This is a genomic window from Shewanella sp. 10N.286.52.E4 (assembly GCF_041468785.1).
Taxonomy (GTDB): Bacteria; Pseudomonadota; Gammaproteobacteria; order Enterobacterales; family Shewanellaceae; genus Shewanella; species Shewanella electrodiphila.
Map to the genome: position 1 here is coordinate 2,864 of NZ_JBFRJJ010000033.1, position 23,699 is coordinate 26,562.

Sequence of the window (23,699 nt, forward strand, 5' to 3'; positions counted from 1 at the left end):
AAGCGCCACGACTTTGATCTATTTCAAATTACCCAATTTAACCCAATGTCATCGCAAAGATAAAAACAAAAAAAGCGAACCTCCAATGAAGCTCGCTTTTGATTTTAAAAAGGCCAACACATTAACTTTTGGCTAGAAGTTAAAACACCATTTCTGGTACATGCTCTGGCACCACCAACTTACCCGCTGTTTTAGATTGGATCTCTTCAACACTCACCCCTGGAGCACGCTCTAACAAGTGGAATGCGCCGTCTTTGATTTCCATAAAGGCTAAGTCTGTCATCACGCGTTTAATGCAGCCATAACCCGTTAAAGGCAGCTCGCATAAAGGCAGTAACTTAGAGTTACCTTTTTTGTCAGCATGCATCATGGTGACAATAATATTGTCAGCGCCAGCCACTAAATCCATGGCGCCGCCCATGCCTTTAATTAACTTGCCTGGGATCATCCATGAGGCGATTGAACCATTTACATCGACTTCAAAAGCGCCGAGTACGGTCAAATCAACATGGCCGCCGCGGATCATGGCAAAGCTTTCTGCCGATGAGAAAAACGATGCGCCATCGACAGCGGTGACGGTTTGCTTACCTGCATTAATCAGGTCTGCATCTATGGTGTCTTCAGTTGGGAACTCGCCCATACCTAATAAACCATTTTCAGATTGCAGCATCACGCTCATGCCTTCAGGAATATAGTTAGCCACTAAGGTTGGAATACCGATACCTAAGTTAACGTAAAAGCCATCTTGCATTTCTTGGGCTACACGTTGAGCAAGTTGTTCTCTTGATAATGCCATGTCTTGCTCCTTATTTTGCTGCCGCTGCGTTTGGTTTGACTGTACGTTGTTCGATGCGCTTCTCAAAACTTGCTTGAATTACGCGGTCGACGTAAATACCTGGGGTATGAATATGGTTAGGGTCTAACTCACCTGGCTGCACAATTTCTTCAGCTTCTACCACGGTGATTTTGCCAGCTGTCGCCATCATCGGGTTAAAGTTCGCTGCGGTTTTACGGAAGATTAAGTTACCCATGGTGTCAGCTTTCCAAGCTCGAACGAGGGCAAAGTCAGCGGTCAATGAGTCTTCAAGCACGTAATGACGGCCTTTGATTTCACGGGTTTCTTTACCGTCAGCAATCGGTGTGCCGTAACCAGTAGCGGTGAAAAAGGCAGGGATACCTGCGCCGCCAGCACGGATCTTTTCAGCTAACGTGCCTTGTGGCGTTAAGATGACATTAAGTTCACCAGACAACATTTGTTGCTCAAAAGTGGCATTTTCACCGACATAAGAGGCGATCATCGTGGCAATTTGGCGCTCTTTTAGTAGCAAGCCTAAACCAAAGTCATCCACACCGGCATTATTTGAAATAGCGGTTAATCCAGTGACGCCCATTTTGACCATGTGATTAATCAGACCTTCTGGAATGCCACATAATCCGAAACCGCCGACCATAATGGTCATATCATTACTGAGGCCGTTTAGGGCTTCATCGTAACTGTGAACGACTTTGTTGAGTCCTGCCATCATCTTGTCCTTTTCTGTATTGCGCGAGTGGCAATTAATGCCCATCGCGATGTATTTGGTCTGCTATCTACATACTATTTATTAGCTAAAAGCTTCTTAGCTAAAAAGCTTACTTAGCTAAAAACGGTTTATTCTGCGCAAATAGCTTGTGCCACTTTTGAGCCTGTTGTTCTGCCTAAAGTGTGGCTTATTTGCTGACCTGCTTTAGCAAGCTTAGTTAAATTAATGCCGGTTTCGATGCCCATTCCGTGCAGCATGTAAACCACATCTTCGGTAGCAAGATTGCCTGATGCGCCTTTGGCATACGGGCAACCGCCAAGGCCTGCAACGGATGAATCAATCACGCTAACGCCTGTGCTTAAACAGGCTGCGATATTAGCTAACGCTTGGCCGTAGGTGTCATGAAAGTGCAGCGCCAGTTTTTCAACCGGGACTAATTTAGCAACGGCTTCAACCATCTTACGGGCTTTAATGGGCGTGCCAACACCTATGGTGTCGCCAAGTGAAATCTCGTAACAGCCCATTTTGTAAAGTATTTCAGACACTCGGGCGACTTCGTTAATATCAATGTCACCTTCGTAAGGGCAACCGAGGACACAGGAAACATAGCCGCGAACGGGGATGCTTCTTTGCTTAGCCAGTGCCATGACTGGCTCAAAGCGTGTTATCGACTCTTCAATAGAGCAGTTGATATTGCGCTGACTGAAGCTTTCAGATGCCGCGCCAAAGATGGCAACTTCATCGGCGCCAGCGTCAAGTGCAAGTTCCAGCCCTTTTAGATTGGGGGTAAGAGCAGAGTAGACCACGCCTTGTTTACGCTTGACAGTTTTAAGCACGTCACCTGAATCAGCCATTTGTGGCACCCATTTAGGTGACACAAAACTGGCGGCTTCAATACGCTTGACCCCTGCATCGGCGAGTTGCTCAATTAAGGTCAATTTATCTTGGGTACTAACAGCCTTTTCATTTTGTAAGCCATCACGGGCGCCAACTTCAAAAATACTGACTTTGTTAGGAAGACTCGCTGCATTCATCATTAGGCTTCCTTTTCTGCAACTTCTACATTCAGAGCTTCGACATTAAGCGCTTCGACATTTAATAGCTGAGCGCCATCGGTCACGAGTTCGCCGCTTTGGAAGTAAAACTCACTGACCACACCATCAAATGGCGCTTCAATGGTGTATTCCATTTTCATCGCTTCCATCACTAATAAGCCTTGGCCTTCAGTGACGCTATCGCCCACCTCAACTAAGTGGGTGACCACAGTGCCATTCATTGGTGCTTTTAATTTATCCGCACTGTCTGCTGTGTCTTCGGCAACTTGTGCCTGAACCGCTTTAAAGTGGTAACTGCCAGACGGTAAGAAAAGAGTAAAATCATCACCTTCATGGCTGACTGGGACTTTACTTTTATGGCCGTTAATTTCAGCTAATAACATGTCATCAACTATGGAACCAGCAAGCTTGAGCGCTTGACCGTTTAGGCCAAGGTGCAGTGCATCACCTAAGTCAGTAATGACTAAGTTTTGCAACGTTTGCTCATCATCGAGTAGCGCTACATGGTGCACGCTGGCGCTATTGAGCCTAAAGCCACTGACTTGTCCCCAAGGCGAGTATGGGTCGTCGCTATTGGTGGCGTTAACCTTTGCGGTCTCTTGACGAGAAAGCACTTGATAAAGGCCTGCTAAGGCGAGGGCATTATCCGACTCATTGGTGACGTCACCAATTAAACTGCTGGCGTAACGTTCGATAAAGTCAGTGCAAAAATCAGCTTCAGCAAATGCGGGATGCTCAGCGATATTAGCTAAAAACTCGATGTTATGTTTAAGACCGCTAATTTGGTATGAGCTTAATGCATGAGTCAGACGCTGCAGCGCACGTGGGCGAGACTCGTCCCATACGATTAATTTTGAAATCATCGGGTCGTAAAAGTTACTGATGACGTCGTTTTCACGAATACCAGAATCAATACGCACATGGCGGTTTTGATCAGGCTCACGTAAAAAGTTTAATTTACCCGCCGCTGGCAGGAACTCATTACGGGGATCTTCAGCATAGATACGTACTTCAAATGAATGGCCGTGAATACTGACCTCATCTTGCTTAAGGGGTAACTCACTGCCGCTGGCCACCATTAACTGCCATTTTACTAAGTCTTGTCCTGTGACCATTTCGGTTACTGGATGCTCTACTTGCAAACGGGTATTCATTTCCATGAAGTAAAAGCTGTCGTCGGTGTCTAATAAGAATTCAACCGTACCTGCGCCCACATAATCAATTGCTTTGGCTGCAGCAACAGCGGCTTCACCCATTTGCTGACGCAGCGCATCAGACAAACCTGGCGCTGGCGCTTCTTCGACCACTTTTTGGTGACGACGTTGAATTGAGCAATCACGATCAGATAAGTAAATTGTGTTGCCAAAAGTATCGGCAAATACTTGCACTTCAACATGGCGAGGCTGGCGCAAATAGCGTTCCATCAACAGTTTGTCATTACCAAACGATGATGCCGCTTCACGGCGAGCTGAGTTAATCGCATCAAGTACTTCAGCTTGTTTTTCAACGATTTTCATGCCTTTACCACCGCCGCCATAGGCTGCTTTAATCAGCATGGGATAGCCGACATTTTCTGCTTCAGCAAGTAAGGTGTTGTCGTCCTGTGCATCGCCATGGTAACCCGGCACTAGCGGTACATTGGCTGCGCCCATAATGATTTTTGCGGCGCTTTTACTGCCCATTGAGTCAATGGCATCGCTGCCTGGACCAATGAAGGCTATGCCGTTTTGCTCACAGCTGCGAGCAAAACCTGCGTTTTCAGATAAGAAACCGTAACCTGGGTGTATCGCTTCAGCACCTGATTTTTTGGCGATATCTATGATGACATCACCCTTTAAGTACGACTCTGCTGGTGCGCTGCCACCAATATGAAATGACTCATCTGCCATGGCAACATGACGGGCATTGGCATCGGCATCGGAATATAAAGCAACAGTGCGAACGCCCATTGCGCGGGCGGTATTAATAATGCGACAAGCAATTTCACCGCGGTTAGCAATTAATAATTTGGTAAACATTATTTGGCTCCTTGTGCATCAGTCTTGGCGTTTTGTTGTTGGTTGCTTATCCAAGCTGGCGAGCGTTTTTCAAAGAATGCATTAAGGCCTTCTTGGCCTTCATCTGACACACGAATGCGAGCAATTTGCTCACTGGTATGGGCGAGGGTAGCGTCATCAATAACGCCATCTTCAAGGTGCGACACTAAGGCTTTAACCCACGCCATACCTTGAGGACTGTTGCCATTAAAGGCTTCAATAAATGGTTTTGCTGCAGCATCTAAGTCATCATTTATTTCATGAATAACTTGATGAGTTAATGCAACCTCTGCGCTAAATCGCTCGGCGGTTAGCATGTAGCGCCTTGCTTGGCGGTTACCCATTGCGCGAACCACGTATGGGCTTATCACTGCTGGAATAAGCCCGAGTTTGACTTCGCTTAAGCAAAAACTGGCACGTTCATTGGCAATGGCAATATCGCAGCAGCAAATTAGCCCAAGTGCGCCACCAAAGGCTGCACCATTGACTAAAACGATAGTCGGTTTAGGGAACTTATCTAGCACGTGCATTAACTTAGCCAGTTCGTTGGCATCGCTAAGGTTTTGCTCAAAATCCATTTTTGCTTGTTTGCGCATCCAATTTAAATCAGCACCTGCACTGAAGTTTTTACCGTTTGCTCGCAGTATCAATTGCTGGCATTGACTGTTGATAGCAAAGGCTTCAATGGCGCTAATCATTTCGCTAATCATCACTTCATCGAAGGCATTATGCTTTTCAATACGGTTTAATATTAGCTCAGCAACACCTTGGTTTAGCTGGCATTGGATGTATTGATATGGGTTGGCTATTGCCATGTTTGCATGCTCCTATTGATATTGAATGAATAACCGCAATTACATGCGGAACACACCAAACTTGGTATCTTCAATAGGCGCATTTAACGCCGCCGATAACGCTAAACCCACTACATCACGCGTTTGAGCAGGGTCGATAATGCCGTCATCCCACAGGCGTGCACTGGCATGGTAGGGATGACCTTCTTTGTCATATTGCTCAACAATCGGTTTTCTAAAGGCTTGCTCGTCTTCATCAGACCAGTCTTGGCCTTTACGGGCTAAACCGTCACGGCGAACTGTGGCCAATACACCAGCAGCTTGTTCGCCGCCCATGACTGAAATGCGTGCATTGGGCCACATCCACATCATGGTTGGCTCGAATGCGCGGCCGCACATGCCGTAGTTACCCGCGCCATAACTGCCACCAATAATCACGGTGAATTTAGGCACATTTGCACAGGATACGGCGGTAACCATTTTCGCGCCGTGCTTGGCAATGCCTTCATGTTCGTATTTTTTACCGACCATGAATCCGGTGATGTTTTGTAAGAACAGTAATGGAATTTTTCGCTGGCAACATAGCTCAATAAAGTGAGCGCCTTTTTGGGCTGACTCTGAAAACAAAATACCGTTATTAGCCACAATGCCGACGGGGTAGCCATGAATACGGGCGAAACCGCAAACCAGCGTGTTGCCATAATTGGCTTTGAATTCATCAAAATCTGAATCATCGACCATACGGGCGATGACTTCTTTGACATCAAATGGTTTTTTAAGATCGGTGCCGACAATGCCGTAAAGCTCGTTAATATCAAACTTTGGCGGTTTAACAGGGCTTAATTGCGCGGCAATTTCTTTTTGATGATTAAGGCGAGAAATTGATTTACGGGCAAGCTCAAGTGCATGGTCATCATTTTGGGCTAAGTGATCGGCAACCCCAGAGATTTTGGTATGCACTTCAGCGCCGCCTAACTCTTCTGCTGAGACTTCTTCACCAGTTGCCGCTTTCACTAATGGCGGTCCAGCTAAAAAGATAGTGCCTTGCTCTTTTACGATAATCGATTCATCTGCCATTGCGGGTACATAAGCGCCGCCAGCAGTGCATAAGCCCATCACGACAGCAACCTGCGGAATGCCTTTAGCTGACATTTGCGCCTGATTATAAAAGATGCGCCCGAAATGGTCGCGATCGGGGAATACTTCGTCTTGGCGTGGTAAGTTTGCGCCGCCAGAATCGACAAGGTAGATACATGGCAAATGACAGCGACTGGCAATGTCTTGGGCGCGTAAATGCTTTTTGACGGTAATAGGGTAGTAAGTGCCGCCTTTAACGGTTGCGTCATTGGCGATAATCATACATTCAACGCCACTGACACGACCAATACCTGCGATTACGCCTGCTGCTGGAACAGCTTCATCATAAACTTCATAGGCGGCAAATTGGGAGATTTCTAAAAATGGCGAACCTGGGTCGAGCAGTTTTTCCACTCGTTGGCGCGGGAGCAATTTACCTCTCGATAGATGACGTTCAAGGGCGACAGGGCCACCACCTTGCTCAATCTTAGCGAGTTTGATTTTTAAATCATCGACGAGTGTGGCCATGTCGTTATGCTTGGCTTTAAATTCATCGCTGCGGGAGTTAATACGGCTGCTCAATTGCGTCACAATTCATATCCTTAATGAGTCAAGTGGCGCGATAGCATGGCTGAGACAATGGGGGGAACTCCCAACCATGCTTCGCAATAACACTTTCAATGTGGCCATTTAAAAAGGCTTAGGTTATGCTTTTTGGTGTATAGATAATTAGCGTTTTGCTGATTATTTTGTTTCGTTAAACAGTTCACGACCAATCAACATACGGCGAATTTCAGAGGTGCCTGCGCCAATTTCATATAGCTTGGCATCACGCAGTAGTCGGCCCGTTGCATATTCATTGATATAACCGTTACCGCCGAGTAACTGAATTGCATCGAGTGCCATTTTGGTTGCTAGCTCTGCGCTGTATAAGATAGCGCCAGCGGCATCTTTACGGGTCGTCTCACCGCGATCGCATGATTTGGCTACGTTGTAGACATAAGATTTTGCAGCATTCATGCCTGTGTACATGTCAGCGATTTTGCCTTGAATAAGCTGGAACTCACCGATTGATTTACCAAACTGTTCACGCTCGTGAATGTAAGGTACAACAATATCCATACAGGCATTCATGATCCCAAGTGGGCCACCTGATAGCACAACACGTTCGTAATCTAAGCCGCTCATCAACACTTTGACGCCGTTATTCAGACCGCCAAGAATGTTCTCTTCTGGTACTTCACAGTTATCAAATACCAACTCACAAGTGTTTGAGCCGCGCATACCTAATTTATCGAGCTTTTGCGCTGTGCTGAAACCTTTGAATGTTTTCTCAATGATGAAGGCTGTAATACCGTGTGGGCCCTTGTCGATATCGGTTTTAGCGTAAATCACCAAAGTGTCAGCATCAGGGCCGTTAGTGATCCACATTTTGTTGCCGTTAAGAATGTAACGGTCACCTTCTTTGCGGGCATTAAGCTTCATTGATACCACATCAGAACCTGCATTAGGCTCACTCATCGCCAATGCGCCGATATGTTCGCCGCTGACAAGTTTAGGTAGGTATTTTGCGCGCTGCGCATCGTTACCATTACGGTTAATTTGATTAACGCAAAGGTTTGAGTGGGCACCATAACTTAGGCCGATAGAAGCAGATGCGCGGGAGATTTCCTCCATTGCGACCACGTGTGCAAGGTAGCCCATGTTAGCGCCGCCAAACTCTTCAGGCACAGTTACACCCAGTAACCCCATTTCGCCTAAAACAGGCCACATGTGGTTAGGAAATGCATTGTCTTGATCAACTTGTGCAGCGATTGGAGCAATCTCGTTGCTGGCAAAGTCGTGGATGGCGTCGCGAAGCATGTCCACGTCTTCGCCCAGGCCGAAATTAAGGCTTGTGTAGAGTGATGTCATTGTCTTGTGTCCTGTTGAATATAGGTTACTGCTGCCGTGAAACTATGTTGTTTCTTGGGCTTATAATTTTTATGGTCAAGCTTGTTATGTTGTTATTGGCCCATCTCTTTGTACGGGCTCAATGTTGTTTTACTTGTTACTTCAAAAAATAGCGGCGATGAGTTCCGCTAGCTCTTGGTGTTACTGCTTGATGTTACTACTTGGTGTAACTATCTGTATTAACGTGCTATTTACTTGAGCGCTATATGAGCTGATGCATACCTTTTGAGATTAACTTCTATTTGTTGAGTTATTGATATCTCAATGCTTACTTAAAATAAGTATTTAAGCTTCTTCTTTAAGGGCTGCTCTACATTGTTGCTCTGCCGAATTAAGCTCCATTAATACCACTTTAATATCGTCCATTTGCTGTTGCAGTGATGCTTTCTTTTCTTCGACTAAATCAAGCATGGTGTGCAGCTGCGATGTGCTGCTTTTGTCTGCATCGTAGAGTTCAAACAAACGACGGGTTTCAGCTAGCGAAAAGCCTAGGCGCTTACCACGTAGAATAAGTTTTAAACGTACACGGTCTTTCAGACTGTAAATACGGGTTTGCCCACGGCGTTTAGGTTTAATTAACCCTTGGTCTTCGTAGAAACGAATACTCCGTGTGGTGATATCAAATTCCTTTGATAAATCACTAATTGAATAAGTGGATTGTGGATTTAAATTTGCGCTCATCGTTTCACCAAAAGTACGTCTTTTGATGCAAGATATATGAAGTTTACGTAAAGGTAAAGTTTGCTGCCAGTTTGTAACGGTTTTTTTAGCGGGGATTTTTGTAAATCGTGCTTGCCAATCAAGGTGGGCATTCACCAGTCATAGCTCAAGTTAGCACTAGGCATTATATCAAGTTTTGCTAAATAGGTGACATGAAAATTTATACGAGTGTTTTAATTTCAATACGTTAACTCATTAAGTGCAGATTAAAAATCCTTATTTAATCCATGAAATGCTATATCCCTTGGTCTAATAGGGTTTATTTTTTAACCACGCCATAATGAAATAAAAATAATCACTACGATTTAAAATTAACTGACAAGCAGTTTACTGGAGAGTAAAAGATGGCTGGATTAGGAAAGCAAATGCATCAGCAATCTTTGCAAGATAAGCAAGGGTTTTGGCAACAGGCAGCAGAGGCTGTAACCTGGTTTACACCATTCAAGCAAGTGCTTGATGAGTCTAACGCGCCGTTTTATAAGTGGTTTGCTGGTGGTGAAATGAACACCTGTTATAACGCAGTCGACAGACATGTAGAAGCGGGTCATGGCGAACGAACTGCAATCGAATATATAAGTCCAGTGACGCAAAACCAATACAGTATTAGCTATCAAGAATTACTATCTCAAGTAAGCCGTTTAGCGGGTTATATGCAGTCTATCGGGATTGAAAAAGGCGATAGGGTGGTGATTTACATGCCAATGGTGCCTGAAACTGCTTACGCGATGTTAGCGTGTGCGCGGATTGGTGCTATTCATTCTGTAGTGTTTGGCGGCTTTGCTGCAAATGAGTTAGCGACACGCATTAACGACGCTAAACCCAAGTTAATTCTTTCGGCTTCGTGCGGTATCGAGCCATCAGGCGTAGTGAAATACAAACCGCTTTTAGATGAAGCATTAAATCAAGCTAGCCATGAAGTGAATCACTGCGTTATTTTAAATCGTCCCCAGTATAGTGCAGAGATGCAACCTGTGAGAGATGCTGACTGGCAGACTGCAATAGCGGATGCCCCATTTGTGGATTGCGTGCCTGTTGAATCAACTCACCCTTTATATGTGCTGTATACCTCGGGCACCACTGGGCAACCCAAAGGCGTTGTGCGTGACAATGGTGGTCACGCGGTTGCTATGACATGGTCGATGAAGCACATTTATAATATTGAAGCAGGCGATGTATTTTGGGCAGCATCTGATGTGGGTTGGGTGGTGGGTCACTCTTACATTGTTTATGGGCCGTTAATGGCTGGCGCTACCACATTAATGTATGAAGGTAAGCCTGTTGGCACCCCAGATGCTGGCGCATTTTGGCGCATTATTGAAAGCTATCAAGTAAAAAGCTTTTTCACTGCACCGACCGCAATTCGCGCGATTAAGCGTGAAGACCCTGATGGGGAGCTTTTAAAAGGTGTTGATTTATCTTGTTTAGGCCAAGTATTTTTAGCTGGTGAGCGCTGCGATCCAGACACGCTTCACTGGGCTCAAGATAAACTCAGCAAACCTGTTATCGATCATTGGTGGCAAACTGAAACAGGCTGGCCTGTGGCGGCGAACTTAATGGGCGTTGATCCGATTGCGATTAAGGCTGGATCGCCCGCAAGACCTGTTCCTGGTTATCAAGTAGAGGTGCTTGATGCTATGGGTGAGCAAGTGTCTGCCAATGAAAGCGGTAATGTAGTGATTAAACTGCCGTTGCCACCAGGTAATCTCACCACGCTTTGGAATAACGATGCACGATATGTAGACAGTTATTTGTCGATGTATGAAGGGTACTATTTAACGGGTGATGCGGGTTACATTGATGAAGATGGTTACCTGTATATCATGAGCCGTATTGATGACATTATTAATGTCGCAGGGCACCGTTTATCGACTGGTCGCTTTGAAGAAGTGTTATGTCAGCATGATGCAGTGGCTGAAGCTGCGGTCATTGGGGTACAAGATAAGTTAAAAGGCCAAGTACCACTCGGGTTAGTGGTGCTTAAAAATGGCGTTAATTTATCAGATGAGCAACTTTACAAAGAGTTACTGGCCTTAGTACGCCATGAAATTGGCCCAGTCGCTTCTTTTAGATTAGTGAGTGCAGTACAAAAGTTACCTAAAACTCGTTCAGGCAAAATATTACGTGCCACCATGCGTAAAATCGCTGATAACAATGAATATACTGTGCCAGCGACCATTGAAGATCCAATGACATTAGATATTGTTCGCACTGCGTTAACTAAGATGGGGTATGCTGATTCGCTTACCAAAGAGCTTACTGTGTAGTTTGTTAGTGTTATTGAAAGCGAGCCAAATGGCTCGTTTTTTATTGCCTTTAAAATAATGATTCGATATGAACTAGGTCGTCATGCGTTAAAACGGGACTGGATTACAGCGATAATTGGTCTAAAATGGGAGTTACATGCTGATTTATAGTGTTATTTAATCAAATTGAACTGTTTTTAATTTATAATCTTTGGGTGTCATTTAGCAATGATGCAGTCAAGGTAGGCAGATTACATTGTCGAGTAGCAACTAAGTTAGTGATGCAGATAAGTGTTAACCAGTAAATATGACAAAGGTTTGATCAACGTATATGAATAATATTAAAGAATTACCTGAAAAGATTAATACTAAAACCAGCCGATTATTTTGGTTAACCGTTTTTACTGGTGGGATATATCCGATAATTTGGTTATTTGCTAAGTATCCCAAAATGGACGAGATTACTTCAATTCGCACTGCTGATGATTCGTTTATTATTGCGATAGCAGTTTGCTTTGGTTTTGGTGGTGTGTTGTCACACAGTGACTTTGGCTTAATGAGTGGTATCGGCAGTTTATTACTTTTTGGCGCTTTCTTTTTATATGTATTTTGGTCATTTAGAGCGCGAGCGGCATTGCAAGATTATGCCCACGTGAATTTCGGCATTGATTTGAAAATGAATAAAATTCTCACAGTCGTGTTTAACATTTTTTATATCAATTACTGCATTAATCAACTGCCTGAAGAACAACAAAAAGGTCATCCAACTTACGGTAAAGGTTCAATCAATATTACTGAACTTAAGTAAGCGACTTTGTCGCCCTATACTCATTAGACAGGCGCGAGACGAGCACAAAAAAGAGAAGCTTAATGCTTCTCTTTTTTATGCAGAGCCGTAATTTAAGATGATACGGTATCAAAATATTTATTGAACAATTTTACTGTCTTTTGGTTTGATGCTTGTTCGATTTGTTGTTTTTTAACTCATTTTGCGTAGCATTTTATCTGGCAGTACTCTTAAAATAAGTTGGATAAATGCCCATGGGTAACTCGGCACATAACAGTTAGCCGGCTCTTTATTGATAGCTTTGACCATAGCTCGACAACCGGTTTCTGCATCAACCATAAATGGCGCGCCATCAGCGTGATCGTTAATCTCAGTTTTAATGTATCCTGGATGCACACAAGTAACCGCTATTGGTGTATTCATAACATCGAGTCGGATCCCTTCGGTTAACGAAGTCAGTCCAGCTTTAGTCGCGGCGTAAACCGTCATCGCGCGCCTGAAACCGCGCAGAGCACTAATTGATGAAACGGTGACCAGATGCCCTGCATTTTGTTGTCGGAAAATTTTCATTGCTGCTTCACACTGAGCTAATGCTGCAACAAAATTGGTTTGGGCAGTCTGTTTATTGGCTTCAAAAAGCCCAGTGCCGATAGAGCCACCTTTACCCATGCCTGCATTAACAATAACCCTGTCGACATTGCCCATTAGCTCTTTGAATTGCTCAAACACGTCAAATACTTGTTGATGATCGTTAACGTCTAAGGCTAGTAACCAGACTTTGACATTGGGATAAGTGTCGTTGATTTGGGCTTTTAATGCTTCTAAACGATTGGTCCGCCTTGCGCACAAACCTAAGTTAGCGCCTTGTTTCGCGAACTCAAGTGCCATACCTTGGCCTAGCCCTGAACTGGCGCCAGTAATAATAATATTTTGTCTAAACATCTTGATTCCATTCTTCGCAATCTAGTGATAAAAGCCTGTTTTAGGAGGGTTTTAGTCTTTTTTAGTTTGTTGATTATCTTGCGGGGAACAGCGCTATGTGTCAAATAGGCGGATTTAAGGCAATAAAAACGCCAACTAAGTTAGCCTAGTTGGCGTGGTATAACTGGGTGCATGCGTTATGAATTTATTGCGATTAACGCGATAATTGGCAAGCTTTAATACAGCCATTGGCACCCGTAGCAATCAGCTCTGCTATCTTATTTTTAACGCAGTTTGATAACTTGCGCTCAGTTTTACGAGTTTGCATATACAGCGTCATATTGGGCTTGTTGCGCATTAACTCAGCGCGCTCTGTTTGCGGCACGATTTGCGCGCGTAAAGCATCGTCATTAGTTAAATAATCAACCGCACCTTGAGAAACCACTAGCGTGATGGCATCTGTGCCAGTTAAAAAATCGTAAATCTCATTTAAATTATTGGTTTTTGCTGCGACTTTTAATTCTCGCATTCTGCCGTCAGCAAACTGCTTTAACGGCGTGGCTTCAAGCTCGCTGTTGAAGTGCATTACTTCCGTTAAAATGACAGGGTAGTTTAATACGCGATCTAAAAGGGGTTTATAGATTTCATCCCAAATGGGGTGATCATGTTTAGCGACGACAAAAGTGTCTGTTACTTCACAAATCTTTTGGCTTTGAATACCAACATGAATAGACGGATTACAGCTAATAACCATATCGCACTGGCTATTTAACAGCATTTCTTCATCATTTGAGCCATTGTCTTGCAGTACTGCAGACTTGACACATGCACTGCCGCAATGGTTCTCACATTGGCAGTTATAAAGCTTTCTTAATACGCCATTGGTAAAACCTGATGGAGCTTTAATAATAATGTCACTGTCTAAGCTTTCAACGCTTTTATTAATCTCTTGGGCAAGGTCGATGTGGTTTATTTCAATTTTTTTTAATATTGGATATAAGCGCTGTGACTTATCGGTAATTTCTAATCCTGACACTCTTTTTACAAACAAAGGATCATCAAAAGCTTCTCTGAGCCTTGATAAACAGCGGCTGATTTTTGATTGAGGGACGCTAAATGACTCAGCTGTTAATTTTCCGCTTTGGAATTCATATAGCCTTAAAAAAACTAATAAGGTCATGTAGTCGAGGTTTAGTAACCTTTCTTGTGTTGTTGTAGGGTTCATTATGCACGCTTATTATGGATTAACCTTGTTAGTAATGTACCAATTTAGAGGTAACTGAGCAGAGAGCGTTGTAATAATTTATACCTTAATCACGCTTTTGTATGATTTATACTATCGAACTGTTAACTAACGATAATTAAAAAGAAAATCATCCTAAAGTTTATTTTGTATACTGAGTGAAATAGTGAATTTCAATATGTTATATGAGTAACAGAGAATCTTGCCTTAAACTGGCTTTTGAAATTTAACGTTGAAACTTAACTTTGAAACTCATTCTTGAACCTGATGATAACGTTGCAGATAAAAGAAAATGCCAATCTTTCGATTGGCATTGTTAAATTTTATCCTTCAACTCATTAATGAATAATGAGTTTACGCTGACCATTCAAAAGGATCATGATCCGCTAGCACTTTGGCATAGGTTGTTGTCATGGTTTTGATAGAAAAAAAGTAACCCTCACTTTTAGTTTCATAGGATTGAGCATCCAGCTGAAAATGAATATCTTCACATCCTGCTGTTTGATCAAACCTCTCTATCAAGCCTACTAACGCTGAATGCTCAAGGTTATAGGGTGGATGGGTGAAATTTGATGCCGCGACTAATTCACCCATTGAAGAGTAACGGCGAATATAGTCCGCCATAGTTTCAATTAACTTACCGTCTTTAACACCCACCCACTGAGTAGCATAGCTGCGGACAATGAACTTTTTAGAATAAAAGTAATGTTCAGTTTCTGCAGCAATGATGGCGATATCTTGATATTGACTATCTTCAATCAGGGCTTGATGCGCGACTTCTACATCTTCAATTTCAAGATCAAGCCCAGCAACGGCAATGACCTGTTCGGCCGTCACAAGACGACCGTCCTTACTGAGTAAACGAATATAATCGACTAGTTCAATCATGAAATAACCACCTTTCTTTATTACTAACTAATCAATGCTTAAGCTGGTAGCAAGGCTAAACTTTCTAGTTTATCTGCGACATAGCCCAGTTTGAACTTCTCTAAGGTGGCACGTGTAGGCACGCCTGTGTCTTTATCCCAACCCATTTCGGCATAGAACATGTCTAAACCTATTTGGATATCGTCGCGATCCATTTTAATCGTGCCTTCATCGCCAAAGTTCATGTCATGATCTAAATCGTAAACCCATTCAGATAACACATCATGTTTTTCACGTTGATTTGGCTCATTCATTTGCAACACTGTTAATGCTCGATGCAGTTGCAGTACCGTTTCAGCTTTTGCATCAAGCTCTGCTTCAGAGGTCTCAATCCCTGTGACGAGACTGAACATTTGCGATTCAATTGAGCTATCACCAATGTAATCACGATTTACGTCAGGTGAAACCAATAGCGGGAACATCCAGTTACATAAAGTCAGTGAATCATGCAGTACGTTTTTCACTAAACACCATTTAGCAAACTTAGCTTTAGACGTGTTCATTTCAGTGTAATGTTTGACTGGGTCAAATGCACCGGGGCCCCACATTGATTCTGCGACTTCTGCAATTTTCGCCCAAGGAAGGCCACAATTGATTAAATTAATGTGTGAATGACATTGTGGGTCACGGTTAAATACAGTGTTGAGCAGTGCTCCAACTTGTCCTGCAGACTCACTGGCATGATGTACACCACCAACCATTGAGCGATTGAATACTTTTACATGGGAATCTAAGAATACGCTATAGGTCTCACCGTAGAATTCATAACCTTCATCACTTTCAAGTGCAAATGTCAGTCCTGCCATTCTTGGTGATTCGACTTCGTTTAGAATATCTTCAATGTTATAAAGCTCACCATCATCGTTGATAAAATTATGTAAACCTTGACCAAGCATACGGCCAAAAATGTTTGAGCCATTATAAGATGCACCATGAGCAATTCGAGTATAGTAATCTTGCATGAAGTGAGCATCTTGGTCAGCGTACTGGGCCCAATTAATCGCTGCATATTCTTCTGCAGGTAGAATTATTTTCCAAAAGTCGCGTGCGGTAAATTCACGCATGACATGAGAAAGCTGGCCATAGGCGCTCCAAATGCCATTATAATCCATATAATAAGCACCAACGGTTTGAATATCGGTGCGTTTTTCACCACTGCTTGGTTTACCCATTGAATACCATGGATCAAGGAATCCTAAACATACATTTGTGATGTTTTCAGTTGGTAGTTTGTATTCGGTTTTCATTTTTGGGTTCTTGATTTCGCAGAAACAGCGAATAGGACAAGAATGACAGCCACCAGGACGTTTGAAGATTTTATTGGCTTCGTCGCGGCCAAAATACATTTCGGCCATTGAGCTGCGCATGCCCACTTTTTGGCGATCGTCCCATGGGGTTTCTTCTAATTCAACAGGGGTGTCAGCTGCGCCCCATTTTACGCCTGGCCCACCGCGCCAGCGGCTACCAGAAGAGCTATATTCTGCCCAAGATTGCGGTTGGTTAGGCACAACGCCGTTATTATTCGCGCCAATGATACCAAGAATATGATCATCTAATGCTCGCAGTTGCTCATTGGTTGTGGATTCAGCGATATCAACTGTGCCGGTACCAATAATACCAATTGCTTTTAATCTCTTAGAACCTAGAACTGAACCATGTCCACCAGCAGAGTGACCACCTTGGGTTTGAATTGTTGATTGGGCAACGAGGTTTTCACCGGCAGGACCAATTGCTGCCACTTGGGCTTGCTGTCCCATCATTTTGCTAACAGCAGCAAAAGTATCGAAAATTCCCACTCCCCATAAAGATTCTGCGGGTTCTAATGTTACCGTATCATCGACAATCTTTAACCAAACTGGCGTGTCTGATTTGCCTTCAACGATAATTGCATCGTAGCCTGCAAATTTAAGTTCGGGTGAGAAGTGCCCGCCAAAATGGCCGTCAGTAATTAAGTGATTACGAATAACAGGGTTGCGTGAAGTAATAGTTGTTCTTGCTGAACAAATAGCACCAGAACCACTTAATGGTCCTGCTGAAATAACTAGTCTATTTTCTTCATCTGTTGCTTTAATACCATCAACATGATTATCCCATAATACTTTATAACCGATCCCCATTCCGCCAATATAATCGTGGTAGGTTTCTGTTGTTTCTTTAGTAATTACTTTTGTTGTTAAATTAACTCTTAAAACATAACCGGCCCAGCCGCCATATGTAGTAGTCATAATTATTCCTTTTAGTTTTTGTTTAAACTAATTCTAAATATTTTTCATGAAGCTCAACTTCAGCAACTGCTTCTTCCCAGGTGTAAAACTTAATGGCACCTGTAGGGCAAACTTGAGCGCAATTAGGATTACCTTGGCAAAGGTCGCACTTAAGTGATTTACGCGTGGTTTTATCGATAGTAATGACTTGTTGGGGACATTTATCCGCGCAGTAACCACAGCCAACACATAAATCATCATTTACTTCTCTTGCACCAGTTTCTTCATTGACTGAAATGGCTTGTTGCGGACATATCGTCATGCAGACATCACATTGACGACAGGTAGACGGAACAATGGTGCTATCACCTTGTTCGCCGCGCTGGTCTTCATAATTTGCTTGTACGCCATGAGGGCCAAAGTTTAAGTTTTTAGCGACTTTAATTCTTGAGGTGCTTGGGCTGACAGCTGATTTCCCGTGGCTCCAACTGCAAGCAATTTCGCAGCGACGACAACCGACACATAGCATTGGATTAACCACCATAAGGCCGCCGGGAAGAACTTCTACAATAGGGGTGTCAGCGTCATCACTGCTACCACACCCTGTTAGAAAACCAACTAATGTACCGCCGTATACTGTACCAACAGCAACTTTAGCGCCATTAGCAAGTAGTGCTCTCCTTGTAATCATATTTGTTTCCTCTTAATTATAAATATTGCTTTTATGTTTATATTTATAACTTAAGTATTGTTTAATTAAATTAAAAACAAGTTGACTATGATCACGTTTGTTTTCTTGTTTTGATTGGAAGTTACAATATATATCTCCCGTCACACTTTTAGGGCCTGTATTTCATTATTTGAAAATGGTAATTTTATTTGCTGTTTTATATTGGTTTGTGGATTCTGCTAGCTGGAATTTTGATTTTTAAAATATGCATTTTAATAAGTGAAACTTTAGGTTTTTTAATTATTATTTTTATATTTTAAATGGTTTCATGATTTTTATCACAATAAGATTTTAATAAATAAATAATGATTAATAAAAATAAAAATGCCATGGATTAATAAAAGGAATAACAATGATGAGCAGATTGTTAACTAGGAAATATAAGAAGTGGTTAACTCCACTTGTTCTAGTTCCAGTGGTCGCACTTACAGCATGTTCCGGTGATGACGGACATGATGGCGAAGATGGTGAGCCGGGTGACATCAATATTTCAATATCTTCAGCTCAGTCTTTAAAAGCTGAAATCGAAAAAGTGACTATTGATGATGCATTACAAGTTTCTTTTGAGTTTTACTTAAGTAATGTCAATGGCGTTGCTGTAAGTGGTCTAGCTGACTTAGATTCGATTCAAACATTAGGTGCGGGTATTGCCAAACTTGGCGATCAACAAAGACGTATTAGACCGTTAAATGAAGCTGACAGTGCCAGCGTGCAAAGTACGGCTGAAACGGATTTATCTCCACAATGGACCAGTTATATTAATAACGTGGTTGAGCCTGGAGAGGTTGCTGATAATGATTTAGAACCGGGCTGGGATAAAAATAAAGGCACGCAGTGGCAAGCAAGCATAGAGTCTACTTGTAAAGAAGCCTGTATTGAAGCCATAGGTAATGGTTTATATCGTTACACATTCTCGCAATCTTTAGACAGCTATTCGAATATTGATGGCATCAATACTGAGTACGTTGCTGAAAACATTCACCGTGTTTATTTAGAGTTGTTGCCTTATTCTGGGGCTACAATTGATACGATGTTGGTTAATACGACATTTGATTTTGATCCACAAACGGGCACAGCCGCTGCAGAAGCAGATAGCCGAGTGTTATTGGCTTCTGAGCAAAGCTGTTATCGCTGTCACACAGCCGATCTGTCTGCAGAGAATAGCTTACTTATGCATGGTAGCAAGCGCTTCGATTATGAAGGCTGTGTAATGTGTCATACCAGTTATTCTGGCGACCCTGAAACAGGTGTAAGCATTGGTATGGCGAGCGTAGTGCATAAAATCCATAAGAGTGATTACTTAGTGATTGGCTATAAGGGCTCAGTTCATGACTACAGTGATTTATCTTACCCAGGTGATATGCATCAGTGTCAGCAATGTCATATTGAAGATGCTGCGCCTCAAGCGGGTTTTTATCAATACCCAGGTCAAGAAACCTGTTTAAGTTGTCATGAGAAATATGCGCCAGAAGGCTGGAATGGCACCGCTGTTGGTTTATTCCATGATCGTGATGCATTTCCTGATGCGTGGGCAATGAGTTGTAGTGGTTGTCATCCTGATAGCAATAACCCATTAGGTTCAGCAATATTTCATAATGCCGCGGTCAGTGTGACGGATGCGTTAGCTGAGCAATATCAATTTGCTATTAGTGATAGTGTGATTGATGAATTGCAAGATACCTTAACGGCGACCTTAACCTTTAATCAATTAAGTGCTAATCCAGATGTCGATCCTGCAATTGATAACTTATGGATTGTCGCTTCAGGTAATGCGCAGCAAACAGTGATGCCTGAGAATAACGGCCAGCGAAAAGTGTGGGATATTGTATCTGGCGCTGATGATATTACGATGACTAGAGATGGCTCAGTGGTCACTATTATTGTTAAAAATGCTGGTGTTGCTGACTTTGATTTAGATTCAGTAGGCACTCTGTACGCTAAAGTGATGGCGTGTGGCGATAAATCTACTGGCCTTGTGGCTTCTTGTGACGCGCAAGATACTGATTCAAATATTGTGGTTGCAGAAGTTCCAGCCGATAGTGCTGTTGCATTAACGGCGAATGTGTCGGCTTATACAGAGTTGGTGAACAACCAAAAATGTGCCGCTTGTCATGATGACCAGTTCCAGCAACGTGTGAACGATGCCCACAGTAAAATTTCGACTCCTGGTAATGGTGCTACCTGCGGCGCATGTCACTCACCACAAGTGGCAACCACACTTGCTGATGGTAGTTGTCAAAGCTGTCACACCAATGACATGGTCAAGTATATGAATGCAACGCGCAAGCATACACCGGGTGATGCCAGTGTGAAGGCGTTCAGAACCATCAGTAACAGCTTAGGTTATCGTGAGTTAGTGCATTCTTTACATGCTAATACTCGTACAACCGTAGGTTACAGTGGTAGCGAGCGAGAGGATATGACTTATCCTGCTGCAGCGAATGACTGTCAGGCTTGTCATGATGAAGGCCAGCTGACTATGGATACTCTGTCTGCGCAAAGTTCAGTTATTGTCGCGACGCCGAATGCGACAATGACGGGTGAAGTGGCTGAGTATTCTCCAACTGTCGCAGTTTGTGCTGCATGTCATAACAATGAAGCTAGTTGGGCTGCCCATGCTCAAAGTTATGGTGGGGTGTTCCAACAAGATGCGAGTTCAGGTGCGATATATCAACCTGGAGATGAATCTTGTCATACTTGTCATGGCGAAGGTAAAGGCTTTGGCATTGATGTGATGCACGGCTTTAATTAACCTAAAGCCCTAGCGTTATATTGATAGAAGGTTGTTTGAGTAAAGTCAGTCCGATTTACTTGAACAACCTTTTTATTAAGACATTTTATCAGTGCCTTATTGAACATTGTTAATGCTCGTCCGATTTATCCGCACTTCTGTTTGTATCTAACATCTATTTGTATTCAACACATATGAATATCCAAAAATTGTATTTAAACGGCTTAGTCATAATTTACATTAAGAAGGGTATGTCATAACTGATTGTGTTTATTAGTTAAAACTTGTTTATTTCTCTGCCTTCCAATTTATGCAATAGAGTGTGCACATTTTGCGACTGTAATTTTGTTACATAAATCCGTATAATCCCCCTTCAAATGGATTCGCTACGCGCGATTAATCTCTGTGACCTTTGGAAAATAATAATGAATACCCAACCATTCCGTTCAGACATCGGCGTTATCGGCCTCGGTGTGATGGGCAAGAATCTCGCGTTAAACATAGCTGATAATGGCTACCAGGTAGCCGCTTTCGATCTTGACAGTGAAAAAGTTAATGCTGCTATTAATCAAGAAACAGCAGAAAGAAAAGCTGATAAAGCACCCCGAATGCTTGGCTGTAATAATCTTACTGAAATGCTCGCATCATTAGTAAAACCTCGTGTCATCGTGTTATCTGTTCCTGCTGGTGGCCCAGTTGATGGTGTGTGTAATGCACTGATTGATGCCGGTATTGAAACTGACGACATCATTGTCGATACAGGTAACAGTTTATGGACTGATACTGTAGAACGTGAAGCACGTTTTAAAGGCAAATTTGTGTTCTTTAGTTCAGCAGTTTCAGGTGGTGAAGTTGGGGCGCGCTTTGGCCCGTCATTGATGCCAAGTGGTAATAAAGATGCATGGCAATACGTTGCACCTGTCTGGAAAGCGATGGCAGCGAAAGTCGATCCAGAAACAGGGTTACCAATAGAGCGCTTTGAGCCAGGAAACCCTGTTATTGAAGGCGAGCCATGTACTACTTATATTGGCCCTGCGGGTTCTGGTCATTATGTGAAAATGGTACATAACGGTATTGAATACGCGGATATGCAATTAATCTGCGAAGCTTACCAATTACTTCATGATGGCTTAGGGTTATCGGCTCATGAAATTGGTGATATTTTTCATGGTTGGAATCAAGGCAGCTTAAACAGCTACTTGATGGAAATCAGCGCTGAAGTATTGCAACAAGACGATCCATTAACTGGTAAGCCGTTAGTGGAAATGATCTTAGATAAAGCAGGCCAAAAAGGAACAGGCTTGTGGACTGCGGTAAGTAGTTTACAAATTGGCTGCCCAGCACCAACCATTGCTGAAGCCGTGTATGCGCGAGCTGTCAGTACTCAAAAAGGCTTGCGAGTTGACTTAAGCACTAAGCTTGCAGGCCCAGCTAAGGTTACGTTAACTGATGCAGAGAAAGCCGAGTTTATTGCTAACCTTGAGGATGCATTATATTGCGCCAAAGTCTGTTGTTATGCCCAAGGCTTCCAATTAATGGCGATGGCTGCAAAAGAGCAAAATTGGTCTTTAGACTTTGCTGAAATTGCTAAGATCTGGCGCGCAGGATGTATCATTCGCGCGACGTTCTTGCAGTCTATAACCAAAGCTTATCAAGACGATGCCGAGCTTGCGAATCTTCTGATGGCTAAAACCTTCAGTGATAGTTTATCTGCTAAGCACATGAATTGGCGTAAAACAGTTGCAGCATCAGTTATGCAAGGCATTCCTGCGCCATGTATTAGTTCTGCAGTGGCATATTACGATAGCTATCGCAGTGAAACGCTACCAGCTAATTTACTACAAGGTCAGCGAGACTTTTTCGGTGCACACACATTTGAACGCACTGATAAACCTGCTGGCGAGAAGTACCATTTAGATTGGAGTGCAAAAGAGCGCACATTGTCTAAGGTGTAATCATAAGCAGCTACTTTTGTCGCTTTAAATAAAAGCACTTCTCCGCGAGAAGTGCTTTTTTGTTATCTGTAAGCCCAGTCGTTTTTTAATGACTATCTTATGACAACTTAAATAAGTTTTATTGACATTAAAATATGCAATCTATCTATGACAAAAATATTTTTGATAAAATCAGTCTCTAATAAAGACTCATTCGTATTTGGTCTGGTTTTATATTAACTATTAGTCTTATTTTTTATATTAATAGCAATATTCATGTTTCTCTGTAGTTAACAACCTTGTAACTGAGCCAACTCTAATATAGGTTAAATAAGATACTAATAAAGATGAGGGAGTATGCATGCCAACGAAAACGGATAAGAAAAAAAGACTAGTAGAAGCCATTGAAACTCTTACTTCCGAATATGATAAATATTCTCAAGCCGCTGTAAAACAACTGCCCGCGTTAGAAACCAAGAATAATGAGTCTCTTGAAAAGTTATTAGAAGTGGTATTATTGCGCGAATCACTGAGTCAGAGAACCACTAATAAAGCACCAGCATCAGTAAAGCTAAGAGCTTCAATTGCCGATGTTATTTTGCTCAATGATGACTTTGACAGGAAGTTGATTTCAGCTAATGCCGCTGCTGCCGCAGAAGCCAGTTAACTATTTTACGTCAAAGTCTTTAATCGGTTCTGAGTGTCATCAATAACAGTAAATAATTTTTGAGACTGTATTGAAGCTAATTAATAAAAGTATTTCTTTTTGAAAAATACTTTATGGTAATTAGTGTGAAGATTGAATTTTAAAATAAATAATA

At 42.7% G+C, this 23,699-nt stretch carries 18 protein-coding genes; 5 read left to right on the plus strand and 13 right to left on the minus strand.

Features of this window, described 5'->3' with window-relative positions; translation table 11 throughout:
- Positions 1-139 precede the first annotated feature (139 nt).
- The 8 genes from AB4153_RS17650 to AB4153_RS17685 form a co-directional block, all read right to left on the minus strand.
- The gene (locus AB4153_RS17650) at positions 140-796 is read right to left on the minus strand and encodes a 3-oxoacid CoA-transferase subunit B (protein ID WP_102528827.1); all 657 of its coding nucleotides are present in this window, start codon (positions 794-796) and stop codon (positions 140-142) included.
- 10 nt (positions 797-806) lie between these two features.
- A complete protein-coding gene (locus AB4153_RS17655) occupies positions 807-1,523 on the minus strand; it encodes a CoA transferase subunit A (protein ID WP_229372436.1) in 717 nt (238 codons plus the stop codon).
- Between the two features lie 128 nt (positions 1,524-1,651).
- Entirely contained in the window at positions 1,652-2,560 is a 909-nt protein-coding gene (locus tag AB4153_RS17660) for a hydroxymethylglutaryl-CoA lyase (protein WP_371998270.1), read from the minus strand.
- Positions 2,560-4,596: an acetyl-CoA carboxylase biotin carboxylase subunit gene (locus AB4153_RS17665; protein ID WP_371998271.1), complete on the minus strand. Its 2,037-nt coding sequence runs from the start codon at positions 4,594-4,596 to the stop codon at positions 2,560-2,562. Before AB4153_RS17665 ends, AB4153_RS17660 begins: the two co-directional genes overlap by 1 nt.
- Entirely contained in the window at positions 4,596-5,429 is an 834-nt protein-coding gene (locus AB4153_RS17670; protein WP_371998272.1) for an enoyl-CoA hydratase-related protein, read from the minus strand. The genes AB4153_RS17665 and AB4153_RS17670 overlap by 1 nt, the downstream gene beginning before the upstream one ends.
- Positions 5,430-5,468: 39 nt before the next feature.
- Positions 5,469-7,076, minus strand: coding sequence for a carboxyl transferase domain-containing protein (locus AB4153_RS17675; protein WP_371998273.1), 1,608 nt, complete (start codon positions 7,074-7,076; stop codon positions 5,469-5,471).
- Between the two features lie 153 nt (positions 7,077-7,229).
- On the minus strand, positions 7,230-8,399 hold the full coding sequence (locus AB4153_RS17680) for an isovaleryl-CoA dehydrogenase (protein ID WP_102528832.1): 1,170 nt from the start codon (positions 8,397-8,399) through the stop codon (positions 7,230-7,232).
- A 324-nt stretch (positions 8,400-8,723) separates the two neighbouring features.
- Positions 8,724-9,119, minus strand: coding sequence for a MerR family DNA-binding transcriptional regulator (locus tag AB4153_RS17685; protein WP_102528841.1), 396 nt, complete (start codon positions 9,117-9,119; stop codon positions 8,724-8,726).
- Between the two features lie 383 nt (positions 9,120-9,502).
- On the opposite strand from AB4153_RS17685, the gene AB4153_RS17690 reads away from it, so the two are divergent.
- Both AB4153_RS17690 and AB4153_RS17695 read left to right on the plus strand, forming a co-directional pair.
- Positions 9,503-11,422, plus strand: a complete 1,920-nt coding sequence (locus AB4153_RS17690) for a propionyl-CoA synthetase (RefSeq protein ID WP_371998274.1) — start codon at positions 9,503-9,505, stop codon at positions 11,420-11,422.
- 310 nt (positions 11,423-11,732) lie between these two features.
- A complete protein-coding gene (locus AB4153_RS17695; RefSeq protein ID WP_229372447.1) occupies positions 11,733-12,209 on the plus strand; it encodes a hypothetical protein in 477 nt (158 codons plus the stop codon).
- A 171-nt stretch (positions 12,210-12,380) separates the two neighbouring features.
- On the opposite strand, the gene AB4153_RS17700 is transcribed toward AB4153_RS17695, so the two are convergent.
- The 5 genes from AB4153_RS17700 to AB4153_RS17720 form a co-directional block, all read right to left on the minus strand.
- Positions 12,381-13,130 carry an SDR family oxidoreductase gene (locus AB4153_RS17700; protein ID WP_371998275.1) on the minus strand — a complete coding sequence of 250 codons (750 nt, stop codon included), beginning with the start codon at positions 13,128-13,130 and terminating at the stop codon, positions 12,381-12,383.
- Positions 13,131-13,323: 193 nt separating this feature from the next.
- Positions 13,324-14,334 (minus strand): LysR family transcriptional regulator, encoded by a 1,011-nt coding sequence (locus tag AB4153_RS17705; RefSeq protein WP_248957013.1) that lies wholly within the window; start codon positions 14,332-14,334, stop codon positions 13,324-13,326.
- 372 nt (positions 14,335-14,706) lie between these two features.
- Positions 14,707-15,240 (minus strand): hypothetical protein, encoded by a 534-nt coding sequence (locus tag AB4153_RS17710; RefSeq protein WP_102436314.1) that lies wholly within the window; start codon positions 15,238-15,240, stop codon positions 14,707-14,709.
- Positions 15,241-15,278: 38 nt separating this feature from the next.
- Complete coding sequence (locus AB4153_RS17715) at positions 15,279-17,504, minus strand: aldehyde ferredoxin oxidoreductase (RefSeq protein ID WP_248957011.1); 2,226 nt, start codon at positions 17,502-17,504, stop codon at positions 15,279-15,281.
- A gap of 22 nt (positions 17,505-17,526) precedes the next feature.
- On the minus strand, positions 17,527-18,174 hold the full coding sequence (locus AB4153_RS17720; RefSeq protein WP_371998276.1) for a 4Fe-4S dicluster domain-containing protein: 648 nt from the start codon (positions 18,172-18,174) through the stop codon (positions 17,527-17,529).
- A gap of 394 nt (positions 18,175-18,568) precedes the next feature.
- Between AB4153_RS17720 and AB4153_RS17725 the strand changes: the two genes are divergently transcribed.
- From AB4153_RS17725 to AB4153_RS17735, 3 genes are all read left to right on the plus strand, one after another.
- A complete protein-coding gene (locus AB4153_RS17725; RefSeq protein WP_371998277.1) occupies positions 18,569-20,965 on the plus strand; it encodes an OmcA/MtrC family decaheme c-type cytochrome in 2,397 nt (798 codons plus the stop codon).
- A gap of 404 nt (positions 20,966-21,369) precedes the next feature.
- A complete protein-coding gene (gene gndA, locus AB4153_RS17730; RefSeq protein WP_102529627.1) occupies positions 21,370-22,899 on the plus strand; it encodes an NADP-dependent phosphogluconate dehydrogenase in 1,530 nt (509 codons plus the stop codon).
- A gap of 340 nt (positions 22,900-23,239) precedes the next feature.
- Positions 23,240-23,545 carry a hypothetical protein gene (locus AB4153_RS17735; RefSeq protein ID WP_102529626.1) on the plus strand — a complete coding sequence of 102 codons (306 nt, stop codon included), beginning with the start codon at positions 23,240-23,242 and terminating at the stop codon, positions 23,543-23,545.
- The last annotated feature ends 154 nt before the right edge of the window (positions 23,546-23,699 follow it).

Coding starts and splice junctions, on each gene's coding strand:
- AB4153_RS17650 (WP_102528827.1), bottom strand. CDS start 796: ATGGCATTATCAAGAGAACAACTTGCTCAACGTGTAGCCCAAGAAATG.
- AB4153_RS17655 (WP_229372436.1), bottom strand. CDS start 1,523: ATGGCAGGACTCAACAAAGTCGTTCACAGTTACGATGAAGCCCTAAAC.
- AB4153_RS17660 (WP_371998270.1), bottom strand. CDS start 2,560: ATGATGAATGCAGCGAGTCTTCCTAACAAAGTCAGTATTTTTGAAGTT.
- AB4153_RS17665 (WP_371998271.1), bottom strand. CDS start 4,596: ATGTTTACCAAATTATTAATTGCTAACCGCGGTGAAATTGCTTGTCGC.
- AB4153_RS17670 (WP_371998272.1), bottom strand. CDS start 5,429: ATGGCAATAGCCAACCCATATCAATACATCCAATGCCAGCTAAACCAA.
- AB4153_RS17680 (WP_102528832.1), bottom strand. CDS start 8,399: ATGACATCACTCTACACAAGCCTTAATTTCGGCCTGGGCGAAGACGTG.
- AB4153_RS17685 (WP_102528841.1), bottom strand. CDS start 9,119: ATGAGCGCAAATTTAAATCCACAATCCACTTATTCAATTAGTGATTTA.
- AB4153_RS17690 (WP_371998274.1), top strand. CDS start 9,503: ATGGCTGGATTAGGAAAGCAAATGCATCAGCAATCTTTGCAAGATAAG.
- AB4153_RS17695 (WP_229372447.1), top strand. CDS start 11,733: ATGAATAATATTAAAGAATTACCTGAAAAGATTAATACTAAAACCAGC.
- AB4153_RS17700 (WP_371998275.1), bottom strand. CDS start 13,130: ATGTTTAGACAAAATATTATTATTACTGGCGCCAGTTCAGGGCTAGGC.
- AB4153_RS17705 (WP_248957013.1), bottom strand. CDS start 14,334: ATGAACCCTACAACAACACAAGAAAGGTTACTAAACCTCGACTACATG.
- AB4153_RS17710 (WP_102436314.1), bottom strand. CDS start 15,240: ATGATTGAACTAGTCGATTATATTCGTTTACTCAGTAAGGACGGTCGT.
- AB4153_RS17715 (WP_248957011.1), bottom strand. CDS start 17,504: ATGACTACTACATATGGCGGCTGGGCCGGTTATGTTTTAAGAGTTAAT.
- AB4153_RS17720 (WP_371998276.1), bottom strand. CDS start 18,174: ATGATTACAAGGAGAGCACTACTTGCTAATGGCGCTAAAGTTGCTGTT.
- AB4153_RS17725 (WP_371998277.1), top strand. CDS start 18,569: ATGAGCAGATTGTTAACTAGGAAATATAAGAAGTGGTTAACTCCACTT.
- gndA (WP_102529627.1), top strand. CDS start 21,370: ATGAATACCCAACCATTCCGTTCAGACATCGGCGTTATCGGCCTCGGT.
- AB4153_RS17735 (WP_102529626.1), top strand. CDS start 23,240: ATGCCAACGAAAACGGATAAGAAAAAAAGACTAGTAGAAGCCATTGAA.